Here is a 19,249-nt window from a genome sequence, read left to right as displayed (position 1 = left end):
CGCAACACTAGCGCACGACATAGACCGACATCGGCGCGTGCGAAGCGACATACCCTGCATTCGAAGAAATCAAATGATCCTTGAAGCCGGGGATATGGCTGGCCATAATGATCAGATCGCAGTCATTCTCACTGGCCGCTTTGACAAGATCAGAACCGACGTTCAAATGCAGGTCTCCGCGCAATGCAACCTGGTCGTTGGCCTTGATGCCGTATTTCGCGGACTGATTGGCGACAAAGGCTCTTAGTTGGTCTGCGACGCGCTGCCCTTCGGTGCGCGCAGATGTTGTAGGGACAGCATCCACCACATCAACATAGACCACTTCGGCATCGTTTTCCTTGGCGGTCTTTCCGGCAAGATCAAGCGCCTTGGTCAGTTTGTCAGCGTTCTCAAGGTCAACGGGTACTAGAATTCGTGAATACATTCGGTATCCTCCTCATGTCTTCACAGACTAACGATGCCCAGTCCGGGCGCGTTGATCTCTGTCAAAGTCAGTGATCTGGCAGTTTGCCCCGTAACTCGTAGATCAATGCAAGCGCATCTTTTGGGGTCAATTCGTCGGGCATGACCTGTTGCAGGATGGTTTCCACTTCTGATTGTTTGGGCTGCGCCGGGGCCGGCGGGGGTGTCGCGGCAAACAAGGGCAAGTCGTCAATGATCGCTTTGCGCCCGCTGCCACCTTCGCGTTCGCCTTTTTCCAGCGCCTCCAGCACGACCTTCGCGCGCTCGACCACCACGGCTGGTAGACCAGCCAATCGTGCGACCTGTACACCATAGCTGCGGTCAGCGGTCCCGCGTTTGACTTCGTGCAGGAAGATAACGTCGCCGTCCCATTCCTTGACTGTGACCGTGGCGTTTTCAACCCCGTCCAGTTTCGCCGATAGCGTCGACATCTCGTGGTAATGGGTAGCGAACAACGCCCGGCATCTGTTTACGTCGTGCAAATGTTCCAGCGTGGCCCATGCGATGGACAGGCCATCATAAGTGGCAGTTCCGCGTCCTATTTCATCCAGGATCACCAGTGCGCGATCGTCCGCCTGATTGAGGATCGCCGCGGTTTCCACCATTTCCACCATAAATGTGGATCGCCCCCGCGCCAGATCATCTGATGCACCAACGCGGCTGAATATCTGGCTGACAACCCCGATATGGGCCTGTGATGCGGGTACGAAACTGCCCATTTGGCCAAGGATCGCCAGCAAAGCGTTCTGACGCAGAAACGTCGATTTACCAGCCATGTTGGGGCCGGTCAGCAACCAGATCGGTGCATCGGTCAGTCCGCAATCATTGGCAATGAAAGGCGCGCCATCTTTTTGCAGCGCGGCTTCCACGACTGGATGCCGACCGCCTTTGATGTCAAATGCACGGCTGTCGTCGATCTTGGGGCGGACCCAGTTTTCAGTCACTGCTAGATGCGCCAGTGCTGTCGCCAGATCAAACTCAGCCAAGGCACGGCCGAGCGCGCCAAGCGGCCCGGCTTGTGCGACAATTGCCTGTGTCAGGCTGGAATAGAGCCGCTTTTCAATCTCAAGTGCGCGGCTACCGGCATTCAGAATGCGTGTTTCGATCTCGGACAGTTCGACTGTTGTAAAACGTACCTGATTGGCTGTTGTCTGTCGGTGAATGAAAGTTTTATTCAGCGGTGGTGCCATCATTTTTTCCGCGTGGGTCGCCGTTGTTTCGATGAAATAGCCCAGCACGTTGTTGTGCTTGATCTTCAGCGATGCAACGCCGGACAGTTCAACGAAGTCCGCTTGCATCGCTGCAATGACAGACCGCCCTTCGTCGCGCAGTTTGCGTGCCTCGTCTAGCTCGGCGTTATAGCCCGGTGCGATGAACCCGCCGTCGCGGGATAACAACGGCGGCTCTGCCACCAACGCATCGTCAAGCAGCGCCAGCAAATCGTCGTGGCCTTTCAAGTCCTGTGCGGCCTGTTCCAGAATTGGTGGAAAGTCACCTGCGGGCAGCAACGCCGCCTGCGCAATCGTGTTGCGAATGGCGGCCATGTCGCGCGGCCCCCCGCGGTCAAGTGCCAGCCGCGAAAGCGCCCTGTCCAGATCATGGGTCCCGCGCAACTTTTCACGGATATCTTCGACCAGCCGTCCCTGTTCAGTCAGATAGGACACAGCGTCTTGCCGGTCTGTAATCACAGTCAGGGTGCAGGATGGCGAAGACAGGCGCCGTTCAAGCAACCGCGCCCCGCCAGCAGTGACGGTGCGATCAATGCATTGCAGAAGCGAGCCCTGTTTTCCGCCGTTCATGGCGTGGGTCAGTTCCAACGATCTGCGCGTCGCGGCATCAATTTGCATCACGGCAGACTGGCCTTCCTGAACAGGCGGACGCAGCAGCGGCAGATTACCCTTTTGGGTGATATCCAGATATTCGGCCACGGCCGACATTGCCGCAATTTCCGGCCGGGAAAAGCCACCGAACGCATCAAGCGACCCGACCTTGTACAATGCGCAAAGCCGCTTTTCACCAGCGGTACTGTCAAAGGCAGCGGCACCCAAGGTTGTCAGAGTTGCGCCGGAATCAGATACTATTCCAGCCCAATCCGCCTCTGATCCGTCAACGACAATTACTTCGCGGGGGGTCAGACGGGCCAGTTCAGGGCCCAACGCTGCACCCGCGCAGGGCATCACGTGAAACGCGCCCGTTGAAATATCAACCCAGGCAAGCGCACCTGCATCGCGCACTACGGCATAGGCGGCCAGAAAGTTGTGGCGACGCGCGTCAAGCAGAGAATCTTCGGTCAGCGTGCCGGGAGTGACCAACCGCACGACCTCGCGCTTGACAACGGCTTTGTAGCCGCGCTTTTTCGCCTCTGCCGGGCTTTCCATCTGCTCGCAGACAGCCACCCGAAACCCTTTGCGGATCAGGGTCAGGAAATAGCCTTCGGCGGCATGGTGCGGCACCCCGCACATCGGAATGTCGCCGCCATCATGTTTCCCGCGCTTTGTCAGGGCAATGTCCAATGCCTCGGCTGCGGCGACGGCATCATCAAAAAACATCTCGTAGAAATCGCCCATGCGATAGAACAGCAGCGCATCAGGATGCTGTTCCTTGATCTCAAGATATTGGGCCATCATTGGTGTGACGGTGGATTTGGCGGTAGTCATCTGTCCCCCCGGATCATCACGCGCAACACTATCTGCGCCAAGAATCCGGCGAAACCCCGAAATCAACCCGTTGCAGGTTCAATCCAGAACACATTATGGTCGCCGGACTGTAGTCGAGGGGAAATCATGGCAAAGAACAAGCTGACACGCGAGGACGCGTTGCAATTCCACATGCAACCAAGCCCGGGTAAATGGGAAATTCAGGCCACCGTGCCAATGACAACCCAGCGTGATCTGTCACTGGCATATTCCCCCGGCGTGGCGATCCCTTGCGAGGAAATCGCGCGCGACCCTGCGACGGCTTATGATTACACCAACAAGGGCAATCTGGTGGCTGTAATTTCCAACGGCACGGCTGTTCTGGGGCTTGGAAATCTGGGCGCGCTTGGGTCCAAACCGGTGATGGAGGGCAAATCGGTCCTGTTCAAACGCTTTGCCGATGTGAACTCCATCGACATTGAACTGGATACCGAAGACCCGGATGAATTCATCAAGGCTGTGCGTCTGATGGGCCCCACCTTTGGCGGGATCAATCTGGAGGATATCAAGGCCCCTGAATGCTTTATCATCGAACAGACTCTGAAAGAGCAGATGGATATCCCTGTCTTTCACGATGACCAGCACGGGACAGCGGTGATTTGTGCGGCTGGGCTGCTGAATGCCTTGCATCTGTCCGGCAAGAAAATCGAAGACGTGAAAATCGTTTTGAATGGGGCTGGTGCCGCCGGGATTGCTTGTCTGGAACTGCTTAAGGCAATGGGTGCCAAGCATGACAATTGCATCATGTGCGACACCAAGGGTGTGATCTATCAGGGTCGCACCGACGGTATGAACCAGTGGAAATCAGCCCATGCAGCCAATACCAGAGCCCGCAGTCTGGATGATGCCATGAAAGATTGCGATGTTTTCCTTGGGGTGAGTGCCAAGGGTGCGGTCACGCAGGAAATGGTGTCTAATATGGCGAAAAACCCTGTTATTTTTGCAATGGCCAACCCTGATCCCGAAATCACCCCCGAGGATGCCCACGCCGTCCGCGAAGATGCGATTGTTGCTACGGGGCGCAGTGATTACCCCAATCAGGTGAACAACGTACTGGGGTTTCCCTACCTTTTCCGTGGCGCGCTTGATATTCATGCCCGCGCAATCAACGACGAAATGAAGATCGCCTGCGCCGAAGCTCTTGCTGCCCTCGCGCGTGAAGACGTCCCTGATGAGGTGGCGCTGGCATATGGCAAGAAACTCAGCTTTGGCCGCGATTACATCATTCCTACCCCGTTTGACCCCCGCCTGATCCACCGCATCCCGACTGCTGTGGCACAAGCGGGTATGAAAACCGGCGTTGCCCGCCGTCCGATCGTGGATATGGACGCCTACGAACAATCGCTCAAATCCCGAATGGACCCGACGCAATCCATGTTGCGCAGCCTGAACGCGCGCGCCCGCGCTGCACAATCGACAGTCATCTTTGCCGAAGGGGACGACCCCCGCGTTCTGCGCGCTGCCGTGCTTTATCAGCGGTCTGGTATGGGCAAAGCGCTGGTGGTCGGTCGTGAAGATGACGTAAAGGAAAAGCTGACCGCTGAAGGGCTGGGTGAGGCCGTGGGCGAGTTGACCATCGTCAATGCGGCCAACACCGAGTACCTCGAAACTTATAAGAATTTCCTGTATAAACGTCTGCAACGCAAGGGTTTTGACGTGGCAGATGTCCACCGGCTTGCGGCCCGCGACCGGCATGTCTTTGCATCGCTCATGCTGGCGCATGGTCACGCAGACGGCATGGTTACAGGCGCGACCCGCAAATCGGCGCATGTCCTTGAATTGATCAATCACGTCTTTGACGCCCAACCGCACGATGGGGCAGTCGGCGTCACCGCCGTGTTGCACAAAGGGCGTATCGTCCTGATCACCGACACGCTTGTGCATGAATGGCCCGATGAAAACGATCTGGCTGATATTGCGGAGCGGGGCGCATCGGTCGCCCGCGATCTGGGACTTGATCCGCGCGTTGCGTTCCTGTCCTTTTCCACATTCGGTTATCCGGTGTCGGAACGGGCGGAAAAGATGCACCAAGCGCCGAAAGTGCTGGACACGCGCGGCGTCGATTTCGAATATGAAGGCGAAATGACCGTTGATGTGGCACTTAATACGCAGGCGCAGGAACATTATCCCTTCTCGCGGCTGACCGGGCCTGCAAACGTGTTGGTTGTTCCGGCGCGGCATTCGGCGTCAATATCGGTCAAACTGATGCAGGAAATGGCGGGGGCGACTGTCATCGGTCCAATCCTGTCAGGGATTGGCAAACCGGTGCAGATTTGTTCGACCGTTTCAACCGTGAACGATATCCTGAACATGGCCGTGATTGCCGCCTGCGGGGTAGACTGATGGCGATCTGGAATTTGGGCTCAATCAACGCGGATTTCGTCTATTCCGTACCCAAGATACCGGGGCCGGGGGAAACGCTGGCCTCTATCGACCGCAAACTTTTTTTGGGTGGCAAAGGCGCCAATATGTCTGTGGCGGCCGCCCGTGCCGGTGCGCGGGTGAACCACATCGGGGCTGTCGGAGAAGATGGGCGCTGGGCAGTTCAGCGCTTGCTGGAATATGGCGTGGATACCCGCAACATCATCGAGATCAGCACGGAAACGGCCCAAGCAATTATCATGGTTGATCCAGAGGGTGAAAATGCGATCCTGCTGCATCCGGGCGCAAACGTGAACATTCCGCAAAGTACGCTTCAAACAGCAATGGCCGAAGCGGACACCGGCGATTGGCTGGTCATACAGAATGAAACCAACCTGCAACGCACTGCTGCCGATCTGGGCAAGAAGATGGGATTGAAAGTGGCCTATGCTGCCGCGCCCTTTGATGCAGATCGGGTCAAGGCCGTGTTGCCCTACCTTGATTTTCTGATCCTGAACGAGGTTGAGGCTGCGCAGCTGGAACAGGCGACAGGGAAATCACCGGCTGAATTGCCTTTGGCTGACGTGATCGTGACTTTGGGCGGTAAAGGTGCGGATTGGTACGGCCGTGATGAAAAGCAGCATTTCGATGCAATCCCGGTGACGCCCGTGGATACGACCGGGGCGGGCGATACCTTTACCGGCTATGTCCTCGCGGCACTTGATCGGGGTATGCCCATGGCACAGGCGATCGGGCAGGCGACAATTGCCGGTGCGCTCATGGTGATGCGCCATGGCACCGCCGACGTCATCCCTGACTTGTCCGAAGTCCAATCATTTCGGACTTGATCCATTGGTGCTTTCACTCTTGGCCTGCGGGGGCATTTCATGACCAAAGTCACAACTCACCAAGCACAGGAAGATGCGCGCAATGATGACATCCTGATTTATCTGGATGGTCGGATCGTGCCCAAAGCAGAGGCTGTCGTCAGTGTCTATGATAGCGGCTTTATGCTGGGTGATGGTGTTTGGGAAGGGCTGCGCCTTTATGATGGCAAATGGGCGTTCATGGATGAACATATCGACCGACTGTTCGAGGCGGCAAAGGCGATTGATCTGGATATCGGATTGGACAGAAACGGGGTCATTTCCGCCGTGTTAGAGACGCAAAAGGCCAATGGCATGACAACCGACGCCCATGCACGGCTGATGGTCACGCGCGGGGTCAAGCATCGGCCATTTCAACACCCTAGCTTGTCCCGGCAAGGCCCGACATTTGTAATCATCATGGAACATTCCAAGCCCCAAATCCCGCGCCCGATCACGCTTGCCACTGTTCCGCACCAGCGGGGTCTGCCGATGACGCAAGACCCCAAGCTGAACAGCCATTCCAAGCTGAATTGCATCCTTGCCTGCATTGCGGCGGAAAAGGCGGGCGCGGATGAAGCGCTGATGCTGGATGTGCATGGCTTTGTGAATACGACCAACGCTTGCAACTTTTTTGTCGTCAAAAAGGGCGCGGTCTGGACCAGCACGGGCGACTATTGCATGAACGGGATCACCCGCCAAAAGGTGATTGATCTGTGCCGCGCCAATGACATCTCTGTATTCGAGCGGAACTATTCGCTCGTCGATACCTACTCGGCTGACGAGGCGTTCCTGACCGGTACGTTTGGTGCGCAGACGCCTGTCAGCGAAATCGACGGGCGGCAGATTGGAACCGGCACCCTTGGTCCGATGACAGAAAGGATCCGCCAGCTTTACAAAGATTTGGTTGCCGCATCATGAGGATCGCGATGTGGTCCGGCCCGCGCAACCTTTCAACAGCCATGATGTATGCTTTTGGCAACCGGCCCGACTTTGCTGTCTGGGATGAACCTTTCTATGCGCCCTATCTGGCTGCAACGGGGATCATCCATCCGATGCGAGATGACATTCTTGCGGCACACGAGGCCGATCCGCAAAGGGTCGCATCGCGTTGCGTAGATACTATTCCAGCCCAAAAGCCACATTTATATATGAAGCATATGCCGCATCACATGATTGGCGGCTTTCCGTTGGACTGGGCCAAAGCCTGCGTCAACGTCCATCTCATCCGTCATCCTGCCCGCGTGATTGCCAGTTATGGCGCTAAACGAGAAACGGTGACTGCACGTGATCTGGGGTTTGAACAGCAGGTTGCGCTTTATGACCGGTTGGGTGGCATTGTGATTGACAGTGCCGATATACGGGCCAACCCCGAGGGCATGCTGCGCAAACTATGTGCGCAAATCGATCTGCCGTATGACCCTGCCATGCTGCATTGGCCAGCGGGGCGGCGCGACGCAGACGGGGTGTGGGCTGCGCATTGGTACGATGCCGTGCACAAGAGTACTGGTTTCGCTGGAGCAGAAGGGCCCCTGCCTGAATTGTCAGGGCGGGATGCAGATTTGCTGGCGGAAACGTTGCCGTACTACGAACAGATGGCTAAATCAGCGATTTGACCAACTGGGCCTCGCCGTCCGACACGACTCCGGTCCGGACAAATCCGCAACGCTCGTAAAGTGAGATCGCGTCGTGGTTGGTGGTGACCGCCTGAATGAACATCCGCGGGCGGCCCCGGTTGCGCGCCCATTCACAAGCAAGATCAAGGGCCATCGTTCCGTACCCTTGCCCTTGAAATTCATCCGCAATCATCAACCGCCAAACAAAGGCGGATTGAGGGTCATCGTTTTCTTCCAGATATTCATGCTCTGCGAAATCGAGCAGGGCGATCAAACCGGCGCGGGTGTTGCCTGCCCAAATCACAAACACACAAGCCCCCGTTTCATAGGGGGCTTGTGCGAGCGTTTTTTCGTTGGGCGCGACAAAGGTCTGGTCCTCGGGCGCAACTTTCAGGTCGAACAGTGGCCGCACGTCATCACGTGTGACGGGTTCGAGCCGGACGGTCACTTCAGCCGCCGGTTCCGTGTGGCGAGCAGTTTCAGACGCAGCGCGTTCAACTGGATGAACCCTGCGGCATCTTTCTGGTCATAGGCGCCTGCGTCATCTTCAAACGTCACGTGCGCTTCGGAATAAAGCGAATGATCTGACCAGCGGGCGACAGTTTGACACGACCCTTTGTACAGCTTTACGCGGACCGTGCCCGACACATGTTCCTGGCTCTTGTCGATCAGGGCCTGCAGCATCTCCCGTTCGGGTGAGTACCAGAAACCATTATAGATCAGCTCGGCGTAACGCGGCATAATGCTGTCTTTGAGGTGGCCGGCACCGGAATCCAATGTGATCTGTTCGATCCCGCGGTGCGCCTCAAGCAGGACAGTCCCGCCGGGGGTTTCGTAGATGCCGCGCGATTTCATGCCCACAAAGCGGTTTTCGACCAGATCAAGACGGCCAACACCGTGTTTTCCGCCCAGTTCGTTCAATCTGGTCAGGATCGTCGCGGGCGACATTGCTTCGCCATTGATCGCGACCGCATCACCCTTTTCAAAAGTGATTTCGACCATTTCGGGCGTATCGGGCGCATCTTCGGGGTTCACGGTGCGCTGATAGACATAGTCAGGCGCTTCCTCTGCGGGGTCTTCCAGCACTTTGCCTTCCGACGAGGTATGGAGCAAGTTCGCATCGACGCTGAACGGTGCTTCGCCGCGCTTGTCCTTGGCGACCGGAATCTGGTGCTGCTCGGCAAATTCGATCAGCTTTGTCCGGCTCGACAGGTCCCATTCGCGCCATGGGGCGATCACCTTGATGTCGGGGTTCAGCGCATAGGCGGCCAGTTCAAAGCGGACCTGATCGTTGCCTTTGCCGGTGGCACCATGGGCGATGGCGTCTGCGCCTTCTTCTTGTGCAATCTCGACCAGATGCTTTGAAATCAGTGGGCGTGCGATGGATGTGCCAAGCAGGTAAACGCCTTCGTAGACGGCATTGGCGCGGAACATCGGAAAGACGAAGTCGCGTACAAACTCTTCGCGCACATCTTCGATATGGATAGAGGATGCGCCCATCATCTCGGCCTTGGCGCGGGCTGGTTCAAGCTCTTCCCCCTGACCAAGGTCAGCGGTGAAGGTCACAACTTCACAGCCATATTCGGTTTGCAGCCACTTGAGAATGATGGAGGTATCAAGGCCACCGGAGTAGGCCAGAACAACTTTTTTCGGGGCGGTCATGGAATAGCCTTTGCGTCAACAGAAGTTGAACCGCGCGTTATCGGTTTTTTGCGGGAGGGGCAAGGCGGCGCCCATGCGCGCACTGTCGCTTTGACTGGGCACCAGAAATGCTGCAGTGCGGCTTTGCAACGGCTTTTCAGCTAAGGTCAGCCGGAATCCCGCGGTCTAACTTCAACCCTTTCAAGGCGTTACAGTGTCTGTATTGCGTACCCGCAACAATTTAAAGTTGTCATAATCTCGATATTGTGCAATCGCAGCATTTTGGTAGTTGTTAGCGCTATCGGAAAGCACCAATATCAATCATTATGGGGATCAAAATGACCAAAGTTCAGCATACAGATGCGCAGATTCGTGAAGCGGCCTACTTCATTTGGCGCGAAGCTGGTCAGCCAGAAGGACGCGACACCGAGCATTGGCTCAAAGCGATTGACGCGCTCAAGGCAGCAGGCGCGAAAGGCAAGACCGCCAAGAAAACTGCTGCAAAGCCAACGACCGCGAAAAAGGCTGCTGCCAAGACTGCCGCAAAAAAGACGACTGCAAAAGCAAAAGCACCGCGTAAGAAAGCCGGCAAGGCAGACGCGTAAGCGGAACTGCCTGATTGGCATTTGGGCGGTCTTGCACCGACTGCCCCCCGCTCTTTTCTATCCACGCCCCGCAACAGCGACAAAATGTGCGTCGCCATCGTTGTGAAGAAGCGGAATCGCCTCGGCCAGATCCATCCAGACAGGGGTGTGGTCTGGTTCGGGTGCTTCATCCAACCGGCGGACCGGATGTGCAATAAAGATATGACAGACCTTTTCGGCCCATTTGTCGTACTCGGGCATAAAGGTAAAACGCCGGAACACGCCCAGACGTCGGGGACGCGCGATGCTCCAGCCGGTTTCCTCGTAGACTTCGCGGTGTAATGCACGCAATGGGCTTTCGCCGGGGTCGATCCCGCCGCCGGGTAATTGCAGTTCGTTATGTTCGCCGCCCTGCCACGTCAGCAAGACCTGCCCGCTCCGTCGCAAAACACCGTATGCCCCGTGCCGGACTTCGTACTGTTGCCCGGCCAGTGGCGCACTGCCATACCGTCTGATCATAGCTAACCCCCTTGGACCGAAGCTTGCCCAGCCTATATAGGCGCGGTATGCCAGCCCCTGACATGTAAGGAAAGACCATGAGCCTCGGCACCCAGATCGCATGGGACGACACCGTCCTGCCATTTCAACTTGACGCATCCGACATTCGCGGGCGCGTTGCCCGTCTGGATGGGGTGCTGGAACAGGTCTTGTCGCAGCATGACTATCCGCCGATGATCGAAGGGCTGGTGGCAGAGATGTCATTGCTGACTGCATTGATCGGGCAAACGATGAAACTGCGTTGGAAACTGTCGTTGCAGGTGCGCGGCTCTGGTCCGGCGCGTCTGATCGCCACCGATTACTATGGCCCCACTGACGATGGGCAACCCGCCCGCGTTCGCGCTTACGCATCCTATGACGCAGAGACGCTTGACCATACGGCTGACCCGTTTGGCCAGATCGGCAATGGCTACTTTGCCATTCTGATTGATCAGGGCGAGGGGACAGCGCCGTATCAAGGTATTACACCTATCGCCGGTGGGTCGCTTTCAGCCTGTGCAGAGACTTATTTTGCCCAGTCAGAGCAAATTCCGACACGTTTTGCCCTGACCCATGGCCAGTCCCAATTGCCGGGCGAAGACGTACATTGGCGTGCCGGTGGCGTGATGTTGCAGCATATGCCCAAAGCATCCCCATTTGTGGCCAGCGAAGGCGGGTCAGGCGAAGAGGGCGTTTTGCAGGCGCAGGATTTGTTGGATGATGATGAAGGCGAAAACTGGACTCGCGCCAATGCGCTGCTGGATACGGTCGAAGAGATTGAATTGATCGGCCCGACCGTTGCGCCGACCGATCTGCTTGTTCGTCTGTTTCATGAAGAACAGCCGCGTGTCTATGATGCGCAGTCGGTGAAATTCGGCTGTACCTGCTCCGAAGCGGGCGTGCGTCAAAGCCTGTCGATCTACTCGGCCAAGGACATTGCTACGATGACAACCGACCAAGGCACTGTCACAGCTGACTGCCAGTTCTGCGGCGCGCACTATGTTTTTGCGCCCGAAACCCTCGGGTTCGAGGCCAAGGATGGCAGTGCCTGATCTGCGACAACGTCTGATGGATGCGCTGTCCCGCCAAGGCACCGCATCCTCAGATTTTGATCTCAACCGTGATATTCAGGCCCCGGCCATCGCATTGACCCCAGCTGCGGTCCTTATTGCGGTTCGGGCCGAAACAGAGACTGTTATCCTGACCAAACGCTCTGCCCGGCTGAAACATCACCCGGGGCAAATCGCCTTTCCGGGTGGCAAGCAAGACCCTGATGATGCGACGCTGGCTGATGCGGCCTTGCGGGAAGCGCACGAGGAAATTGGATTACCTGGCCAGATCGTGAACGTACTTGGGACCTTGCCAGCCCACCAGACGGTGACCGGTTATAGTGTGACGCCTGTGTTGGCACTGACCCATGGCCATTATGATCCGATCCCCGAGGCGGGCGAAGTCAGTGAGGTCTTCGAGGTCCCCCTTGCCCATTTGACCGACCCGGCGATGTTCCGCGTAGAAGGCCGCCACTGGCAAGGGCGCAAACGCCTGTACTACACCGTGCCCTATGGCCCCTACTATGTGTGGGGGGCGACCGCGCGGATTCTGCGTGCGCTGGCCGAGCGTTTGTCATGACCCGCATCACGGCAGACTGGCTGACCGATCCGGGCGCGCAACAGGTCTGCCGCATCCTGACAGACGCGGGTTATCAGGCATGGTTTGTTGGCGGATGCGTCCGCAATACACTATTGGGCGCTCTTGTCGCCGATCTGGACCTGTCCACCGATGCGCACCCTGATGTTGTCACACAGCTTGCGACAGATGCGGGTTTGAAAGTCATTCTGACCGGAATTGAGCATGGAACAGTCACTATCCTTGCCCAAAATACTCCTTTTGAGGTGACGACCTTTCGTCGTGATGTCGCCACCGATGGCAGGCGCGCGACGGTCGCGTTCTCCGACAATATGACTGATGACGCCCGACGTCGCGATTTCACAATGAATGCGCTTTACGTCTCTGCCGACGGGACCGTTGTTGATCCGTTGGGTGGTTTGCCTGACCTTATTGCGCGCAGGGTTCGTTTTATCGAAGATGCCGAGCAGCGGATCAAGGAAGACTACCTGCGCATTCTGCGGTTCTTTCGGTTTCACGCATGGTACGGGGCGAATGGGCCTGACCCCGACGGGCTTGCGGCGTGCGCTGCAAACGTCGAAGGGCTGGCCAGCCTGTCGGCTGAGCGGATCACGAGCGAATTGCTGAAATTATTGACCGCCCCTGATCCCGCCCCTGCTGTCGCGTCGTTCGCAGCGACGGGCGGATTGGCGCAAGTGGTTCCGGGTGCAACGGTCCAAAGTCTGGCGGTGCTGATCCATTTGGAACAGCAGGCCGGCATCGCGCCTGACCCGATCCGGCGATTGGCGATTCTGGGAGGCGAAGTAAATGCATTGCGCTTGTCCAGACAACAATCCCGGCACCTTGACCACATCAAGTCAGAGTTTCCGTTATTGGAAGTCGCATACCGTATTGGTGCGCAGACAGCAATGGATAAAGCACTGATCGAGGCGGCAAGTGTGGGACAACAAATAGACCCTAACCTTGCCCAAAAGCTGCAAAAAGCGGCTGATCAGATATTCCCGCTCAAGGCGGCGGATTTGATGCCGGACTTGCAGGGCCCCGCCTTGGGTGCTGCAATGAAAGCGGCTGAACAGCGGTGGATTGCCTCGGGCTTCACACTCACCAAGGATGACCTGATTGGCTGAGTTTCTTCCCCTGATGGGGTTTGTTTTCTTTGGGCTCTTTTCGCCGGGGCCAAATGTTATTCTGCTCACCGCGTCCGGTGCCCGCTTTGGTGTTCAGCGCACTATTCCGCATATTCTGGGGGTGGCGATTGGCGTTGGCATCACGTCAGCGTTCACGGGTTTTGGTGTCGGGGTGTTGCTGAATACACACCCCACGTTGAAGTTGGGGTTACAGATTGGCGCCAGCCTTTGGATTTTGTGGATGGCCTACAAGCTGTGGTTCGCCAGCCCGAAACAGCCCAGCGCAAATGATCGCCCATTCACTTTCATCGAGGCCGTGCTGTTCCAGTGGGTCAACCCCAAGGTCTGGGCGGTCGCGCTAAGTGCAATGGCTTATCTGCCTGCAATGTCAGCGATGCAGCAAGCCGGAGTACTGGCGGCAACCTTCAGTGGACTCAACCTTGGCGTTTGCATCTTTTGGACCTGTGCAGGCACTCTTCTTGCATATTTGTTAAAAAACCCGCGCGCGTGGCGGGTCTTTATGCGTATCATGGCGTTTGCTCTGGTTGTTTTTTCGGCCTTGATCTTCATTTGAAATCAGACCAGTCAAATTCTGTGGTGCGCATTTATTGGACGTGAACACAACCGCACTACATAAACGAGAGGGGTGTGATTTTGTCCATCCCCTGCGCAAAGTTGGCGGGCGCGCCGCTATTGCCATCGCTTGGCGGATATCTACCATGCGGGCGGGAATGGACAATACACCCGGTTCTGGGTGCCGCAATCGGGCGGCCTTCGGGGCAACACAAACAGGTAACTGAATGACACCCGAACGTTGGATTGATCCGTTTGAGCGGGCCGAGGGACCGCCCCCCGATACGTTGATGGCGTTTCTCAGATGGTGCCTTGGCGGCAGTCTGAAGGTGACGGGGTGGGCCGGTGTTGTATCAGCTTTGGCCGGCACTCTGGAGGTGTTGACAGCGATTATGCTGGGCTGGGTGATTGATGCGGCCCTGAATTCATCGCCGGACGGGTTCTTTACGGGCAATATTGCCTTGCTGTTGGGTGTTTCTGCATTCTTTGTCATTCTGCGGCCTGCCATCCTTGGCCTGTCAGGGATTATGCAGTCAGTCGTGGTTGGCCCAGCCCTGAACAATCTGATCCTCTCGCGCTTGCATCGGCACACGCTGGGGCAGGCAGTTACGTTTTTTGACAATGATTTCGCAGGCCGGATTTCGCAAAAACAGATGCAGGCGGCACGGGCCGCGTCTGAATTGATGGTCGATATGATCCACACTGTTGCTTTCGCGCTGGCGTCTGTTGTGGGGTCCGTGATTTTGCTGCTGACGATTGATCTGCGTAGTGCCGCCCTGCTGACTGTGTGGGTGGTGGCCTATATCTGGCTGATCCGGTTCTTTATGCCGCTGATCCGGTCACGATCAAAGGCGCGGGCCGCCTCGCGGGCCATGGTGACAGGGCAGGTGGTTGATACGATCACCAACATCAAGACGGTAAAGCTGTTCGCCCATGACGCGTTTGAGGATCGGTCGGCTATTGATGCAATGACCCATTATTGGGGCAAGGCCGTGGACTATGGCTGGCTGTCCGCGTCATTCCGGTTCTGGCTGATGGCACTTGGCGGCTTGCTGCCGATCTTGCTGGTCGGGATTACGTTGTATTTCTGGTCGGTGGGCACAGCCACGCCGGGTGACGTCGTCGCAGCGGGTGCGGTGTCATTGCGGTTGGCGCAGATGACGGGCTGGGTCAGCTTTACCCTGATGGGGATGTATTCCAACGTGGGCGAGCTTGAGGATGCGATGCATACCCTCAGCCCATCCCATGAACTGATCGATGCGCAAGAAGCCGTGGAAATGTCCGCTGAGAAAGGCGAGATTGCGCTGAAGGATGTCAGTTTCAGCTATGGCGGTGGGCCGGGCGGGCTGGATCATGTGACCCTTTCAGTTGGTTCGGGCGAAAAACTTGGGCTTGTCGGTGCCTCTGGCGCAGGGAAATCGACATTGGTTGCCTTGCTGCTCAGGTTATATGACGCCGAAGAGGGGGACGTGCTGATTGACGGGCAGAACGTCCGTGACGTGACACAGGAAAGCCTGCGCCGGAATGTTGCGATGGTCACGCAGGAAACCGCGATGTTCAACAGGTCAGCTTTTGACAATATTCGGTACGGCAAGCCTGACGCAAGCATGGAAGAAGTCGAAGCCGCAGCAAGGCAGGCCGAGGCGCATGAATTCATCGTTACGCTCAAAGACCACAAAGGGCGGGTAGGTTACGATGCGCATCTGGGCGAGCGTGGCGTCAAACTGTCCGGCGGGCAGCGGCAGCGCATTGCTATCGCCCGCGCGATCCTGAAAGACGCGCCGATACTGGTGCTTGACGAAGCGACAAGCGCGCTGGATTCAGAGGTTGAAGCATCGATTCAGGCCGCATTAGAGTCTGTTATGGAGGGCAAAACCGTCATCGCCATTGCCCACCGTCTTTCAACATTGGCAAGAATGGACCGCATTGTTGTCCTTGACGCGGGCCGCGTCGTAGAGGAAGGCACCCATGCGGAACTGTTGGCCAAAGACGGGCTTTATGCCCGCTATTGGAACCGTCAGTCCGGTGGTTTTATCAATGTGAAAGACGCGGCGGAATAAATGCTGACTATCGAAAGTTTGACGCATCTTGGATTGGGGCGGGCGTCTGATGGGCGGTCACTCCTTCCGCGGGTGCTGCCCGGTGAAGAAGTGGACGTCGCGCAAGACGGTACATTGCGCATCGTCACGCCATCAGCTGATCGGGTTGCGGCCCCTTGCCGACATTTCAAATCCTGCGGCGGTTGTGCGATGCAACATGCGACCGATGCGTTCGTGGCTGACTGGAAATTGGGTATCGTGCAAAAGGCGCTGCATGCCCAAGGGATCACGCCCGCGTTTCGTAACGTGATGACATCGCCGGTGCGGTCGCGCAGACGTGCGAAATTCTCGGGTCGTCGTACGAAAAAGGGTGCAATGGTCGGCTTTCATGGCAAAGGCTCAAACACGCTTGTCGCGGTGCCTGACTGCCAGTTGGTGACGCCTGCCTTGACGGCCAGCTTGCCTGCGTTGGAAGAACTCACCGTCATGGCCTGTTCGCGCAAAGGCGAGATTGACCTGACCGTCACCGAAGCAGCGCTGGGCGTTGATGTGCTGGTCGAAACGGACAAGGCAATCACGCCCCAATTGCGTGTCGCACTTGCCGCGTTTGCGCAAAAGAATGGTTTGACCCGCCTTGTCTGGAATGACGAACCGGTTGTCACCATCAACCCGCCAACGCAACATTTTGGTGACACTGGCGTCGTTCCGCCTCCCGGTGCGTTCCTGCAGGCCACAAAAGACGGCGAACTGGCACTACTGGCCGCAGTAGAAGAAATTGTGGGTGGCGCAAAACGGGTCGTTGATCTGTTCGCGGGATGTGGGACTTTCACCTTGCCGCTGGCGAAACGGTCGGAAGTGCACGCGGTCGAAGGCGAAGCAGAAATGCTGGAAGCGCTTGACCGCGGATGGCGCGAAGGGTTTGAACTGCGGCGCGTCACAACCGAAACACGCGACTTGTTCCGGCGTCCGCTCGAAACGGATGAGCTGGGTCATTTTGATGCAGCTGTGATTGATCCGCCTCGCGCCGGGGCCGAAGCGCAGATCGCCACGCTGGCCGCGTCCGATATCAAGACGATCGCCATGGTGTCCTGCAACCCGGTGACTTTTGCCCGTGATGCAAGTCGATTGATTGATGCGGGCTTCACATTGGACTGGGTGCAGGTCGTGGACCAATTCCGTTGGTCGCCACATGTGGAAATCGTGGCACCTTTCAAACGAAAATAAGCGTGAACCGGAACTTTTTCTCTTGTTAACCTCTTTTTTCGTGTATTCGGTCATAAACGGCGCAGACCGGTAGACGAGGCACGGTATTATGATTTCAAGACGTTCAATGATGGTTGGCGCAGCACTTGGTGTGGCTGGTTGCGGGGCCTCTGTTCCCCAATACAATGGACCTGAAGTGACCCGAATCCAGGTCTTTAAAAAGCAACGTTACATGCAGTTGTTGCACAAGACGTCATTGTTGCGGGACTACCGATTTCAGCTTGGGTTTGCGCCCGACGGTCATAAACTTCAGGAAGGTGACGGGCGCACGCCCGAAGGTGCCTATCTGATCAACCGCAAGAACCCCTATAGCCGTTTCCACTTGTCGGTTGGCCTTTCCTACCCGAACGCCAATGACGTAGCGCGCGCGCGGGCGATGGGTGTTTCCCCGGGTGGCGACATCTTTATTCATGGCACCCCCGATGAATTCATGGGCACCCCCGATTGGACGTGGGGCTGTATCGCAGTCACAAATCAGGAGATGGACGAGATTTACCCGATGGTGAACCCCGGCACACAGATTTTCGTCTACGCCTAAAAGGCTGCGGGCTGCACAAAGGCTGAATCGCTGCCCATGTTCAGTGTCCACCAAAGCTTGCCTGCGGGTTCCTGAAACCATGCAAAGCCCATTTGCCGTGCCGCTGGATCCATGATGACGGCCCGCGTGTCCGGTTGGGCCATCCATGCGGCCAGCGTAGGCACTTCGCCCTCGTAGGATTCGGATATGTTTTCACCCAGCAGAATCCCACCGAAACCAACACGGCGGGCACGGTCCAGCGGGCTTGAACCGTCAGACCCGAACAGCCACGGGCGGTTCTGAATCGACATATCGCGCGCGTGTGTCGCGGCGGCGGCAGTCAGTTGGCTGTTCAACTCAACCGGCACAAGGTTTGCGGCGCTGCGGAAGGCATTGACGCTATCCAGCATCCTGAATTGAATTTCTGCTTCTTGTCCGGGCTGGATTCGGTAAAGCGTGGGTAGGGGCATCCCGTCAGGACCAATCGCCCTTTGCGGGGTTCCGCCACAGGCGCTAAGACCCAGTGCCGCCAATCCAAAAATCATTTCACGTCGATACATGTGACCGCCCAACCTATCTGTTCACTCTTCATTACCCAGATTGCTTGCACACTTCAAACCCGTACCGCAGGTCATTCACAATCTGACGTTTCTTTGATTTGCGGTGTCGCAGCAAAGTCAGTATTGAGATTGCTGAAACGAGAAATTCCGTAACGGAGAAGATGATGTCTGACGATATGTTCAACCGGTTGTCGCGCCGCAGTTTTCTGGCGGGGACGGCTGCAGCGTTTGGCACGGGTGCTGTCGCGCAAACGTCAAATTCGACCGAAATCGAAAGCGACATCAGCAGCCGTGTTCAGCGTAATATCGCCAGCTTCCGGTCGCTGAATTGGCAGCCTTACTTTACCAACCTCGACAACGGCGCGATCCTGGTTGATATCCAATCCCGCGCCTTGCATTACTGGTCCGAGGATGAGGCGATCTACAAGCTTTATCCAACCAGCGTGCCGCTTACCGAGGATTTGACCCGCAAAGGTCGGACCGAAGTGACCCGCAAGGTCGAAGGGCCCAGCTGGGCGCCGACCCCATCAATGAAGCAGCGGAATCCGGAATGGCCTGATTTTATCGGGCCGGGTCCTGATAACCCATTGGGAACACATGCTCTTTATCTGTCATGGACCTACTACCGTATCCACGGCACGCATGACACGCGCAAGATCGGCCGTCGGTCATCGAATGGCTGTATCGGGCTTTATAATGAACAGATCGCCGAGCTCTTTGGTTTTGCAAAAGTAGGCACCCAGGTGCTACTCATCTGAGGCGGTTCGCTGCACTTGGTCAG

General features: G+C 56.9%; 19 protein-coding genes. 13 read left to right on the top strand and 6 right to left on the bottom strand.

Annotated features, from left to right (window positions below):
• Positions 1-7: 7 nt before the first annotated feature.
• A complete protein-coding gene (locus C8N45_RS06000; protein ID WP_108385335.1) occupies positions 8-424 on the bottom strand; it encodes a universal stress protein in 417 nt (138 codons plus the stop codon).
• A 67-nt stretch (positions 425-491) separates the two neighbouring features.
• Complete coding sequence (gene mutS, locus C8N45_RS05995; protein ID WP_108385747.1) at positions 492-3,119, bottom strand: DNA mismatch repair protein MutS; 2,628 nt, start codon at positions 3,117-3,119, stop codon at positions 492-494.
• Between the two features lie 126 nt (positions 3,120-3,245).
• On the opposite strand from mutS, the gene C8N45_RS05990 reads away from it, so the two are divergent.
• The 4 genes from C8N45_RS05990 to C8N45_RS05975 are packed head-to-tail and all read left to right on the top strand — an operon-like array spanning position 3,246 to position 8,001.
• Positions 3,246-5,501 carry an NADP-dependent malic enzyme gene (locus tag C8N45_RS05990; RefSeq protein ID WP_108385334.1) on the top strand — a complete coding sequence of 752 codons (2,256 nt, stop codon included), beginning with the start codon at positions 3,246-3,248 and terminating at the stop codon, positions 5,499-5,501.
• Complete coding sequence (locus C8N45_RS05985) at positions 5,501-6,367, top strand: ribokinase (RefSeq protein WP_108385333.1); 867 nt, start codon at positions 5,501-5,503, stop codon at positions 6,365-6,367. The genes C8N45_RS05990 and C8N45_RS05985 overlap by 1 nt, the downstream gene beginning before the upstream one ends.
• 39 nt (positions 6,368-6,406) lie before the next feature.
• On the top strand, positions 6,407-7,306 hold the full coding sequence (locus C8N45_RS05980) for a D-amino acid aminotransferase (protein ID WP_108385332.1): 900 nt from the start codon (positions 6,407-6,409) through the stop codon (positions 7,304-7,306).
• Positions 7,303-8,001 carry a sulfotransferase-like domain-containing protein gene (locus C8N45_RS05975; protein ID WP_108385331.1) on the top strand — a complete coding sequence of 233 codons (699 nt, stop codon included), beginning with the start codon at positions 7,303-7,305 and terminating at the stop codon, positions 7,999-8,001. The genes C8N45_RS05980 and C8N45_RS05975 overlap by 4 nt, the downstream gene beginning before the upstream one ends.
• On the opposite strand, the gene C8N45_RS05970 is transcribed toward C8N45_RS05975, so the two are convergent.
• The gene (locus tag C8N45_RS05970) at positions 7,985-8,449 is read right to left on the bottom strand and encodes a GNAT family N-acetyltransferase (protein WP_108385330.1); all 465 of its coding nucleotides are present in this window, start codon (positions 8,447-8,449) and stop codon (positions 7,985-7,987) included. The genes C8N45_RS05975 and C8N45_RS05970 overlap by 17 nt on opposite strands.
• A complete protein-coding gene (locus C8N45_RS05965) occupies positions 8,446-9,663 on the bottom strand; it encodes an argininosuccinate synthase (RefSeq protein ID WP_108385329.1) in 1,218 nt (405 codons plus the stop codon). Before C8N45_RS05965 ends, C8N45_RS05970 begins: the two co-directional genes overlap by 4 nt.
• A 317-nt stretch (positions 9,664-9,980) precedes the next feature.
• Between C8N45_RS05965 and C8N45_RS05960 the strand changes: the two genes are divergently transcribed.
• Positions 9,981-10,247, top strand: a complete 267-nt coding sequence (locus C8N45_RS05960; protein WP_108385746.1) for a DUF2934 domain-containing protein — start codon at positions 9,981-9,983, stop codon at positions 10,245-10,247.
• A gap of 57 nt (positions 10,248-10,304) precedes the next feature.
• On the opposite strand, the gene C8N45_RS05955 is transcribed toward C8N45_RS05960, so the two are convergent.
• Complete coding sequence (locus C8N45_RS05955) at positions 10,305-10,745, bottom strand: NUDIX domain-containing protein (RefSeq protein WP_108385328.1); 441 nt, start codon at positions 10,743-10,745, stop codon at positions 10,305-10,307.
• 77 nt (positions 10,746-10,822) lie between these two features.
• On the opposite strand from C8N45_RS05955, the gene hslO reads away from it, so the two are divergent.
• The 7 genes from hslO to C8N45_RS05920 all read left to right on the top strand — a co-directional run bounded on the left by hslO (position 10,823) and on the right by C8N45_RS05920 (position 17,929).
• The gene (hslO, locus tag C8N45_RS05950) at positions 10,823-11,815 is read left to right on the top strand and encodes an Hsp33 family molecular chaperone HslO (RefSeq protein WP_108385327.1); all 993 of its coding nucleotides are present in this window, start codon (positions 10,823-10,825) and stop codon (positions 11,813-11,815) included.
• Positions 11,808-12,392 (top strand): CoA pyrophosphatase, encoded by a 585-nt coding sequence (locus C8N45_RS05945; protein ID WP_108385744.1) that lies wholly within the window; start codon positions 11,808-11,810, stop codon positions 12,390-12,392. The genes hslO and C8N45_RS05945 overlap by 8 nt, the downstream gene beginning before the upstream one ends.
• Positions 12,389-13,516: a CCA tRNA nucleotidyltransferase gene (locus C8N45_RS05940; RefSeq protein WP_108385326.1), complete on the top strand. Its 1,128-nt coding sequence runs from the start codon at positions 12,389-12,391 to the stop codon at positions 13,514-13,516. The genes C8N45_RS05945 and C8N45_RS05940 overlap by 4 nt, the downstream gene beginning before the upstream one ends.
• Positions 13,509-14,090 (top strand): LysE family translocator, encoded by a 582-nt coding sequence (locus C8N45_RS05935; protein ID WP_245882569.1) that lies wholly within the window; start codon positions 13,509-13,511, stop codon positions 14,088-14,090. The genes C8N45_RS05940 and C8N45_RS05935 overlap by 8 nt, the downstream gene beginning before the upstream one ends.
• Positions 14,091-14,316: 226 nt before the next feature.
• Complete coding sequence (locus C8N45_RS05930; RefSeq protein WP_108385325.1) at positions 14,317-16,149, top strand: ABC transporter ATP-binding protein; 1,833 nt, start codon at positions 14,317-14,319, stop codon at positions 16,147-16,149.
• The gene (locus tag C8N45_RS05925; RefSeq protein WP_108385324.1) at positions 16,150-17,352 is read left to right on the top strand and encodes a class I SAM-dependent RNA methyltransferase; all 1,203 of its coding nucleotides are present in this window, start codon (positions 16,150-16,152) and stop codon (positions 17,350-17,352) included.
• Positions 17,353-17,440: 88 nt separating this feature from the next.
• Positions 17,441-17,929, top strand: a complete 489-nt coding sequence (locus C8N45_RS05920) for a L,D-transpeptidase family protein (protein WP_309498599.1) — start codon at positions 17,441-17,443, stop codon at positions 17,927-17,929.
• Here the strand turns inward: C8N45_RS05920 and dalA are convergent.
• The gene (gene dalA, locus C8N45_RS05915) at positions 17,926-18,468 is read right to left on the bottom strand and encodes a divisome-associated lipoprotein DalA (protein ID WP_108385322.1); all 543 of its coding nucleotides are present in this window, start codon (positions 18,466-18,468) and stop codon (positions 17,926-17,928) included. The two genes, C8N45_RS05920 and dalA, sit on opposite strands and share 4 nt — an antisense overlap.
• 164 nt (positions 18,469-18,632) lie before the next feature.
• Here dalA and C8N45_RS05910 point away from each other — a divergent pair, with 164 nt between their 5' ends.
• Complete coding sequence (locus C8N45_RS05910) at positions 18,633-19,226, top strand: L,D-transpeptidase (RefSeq protein ID WP_108385743.1); 594 nt, start codon at positions 18,633-18,635, stop codon at positions 19,224-19,226.
• The last annotated feature ends 23 nt before the right edge of the window (positions 19,227-19,249 follow it).

It is taken from the genome of Yoonia sediminilitoris (assembly GCF_003058085.1).
Classification (GTDB): domain Bacteria; phylum Pseudomonadota; class Alphaproteobacteria; order Rhodobacterales; family Rhodobacteraceae; genus Yoonia; species Yoonia sediminilitoris.
This window is presented reverse-complemented; position numbering and strand designations above follow the sequence as displayed.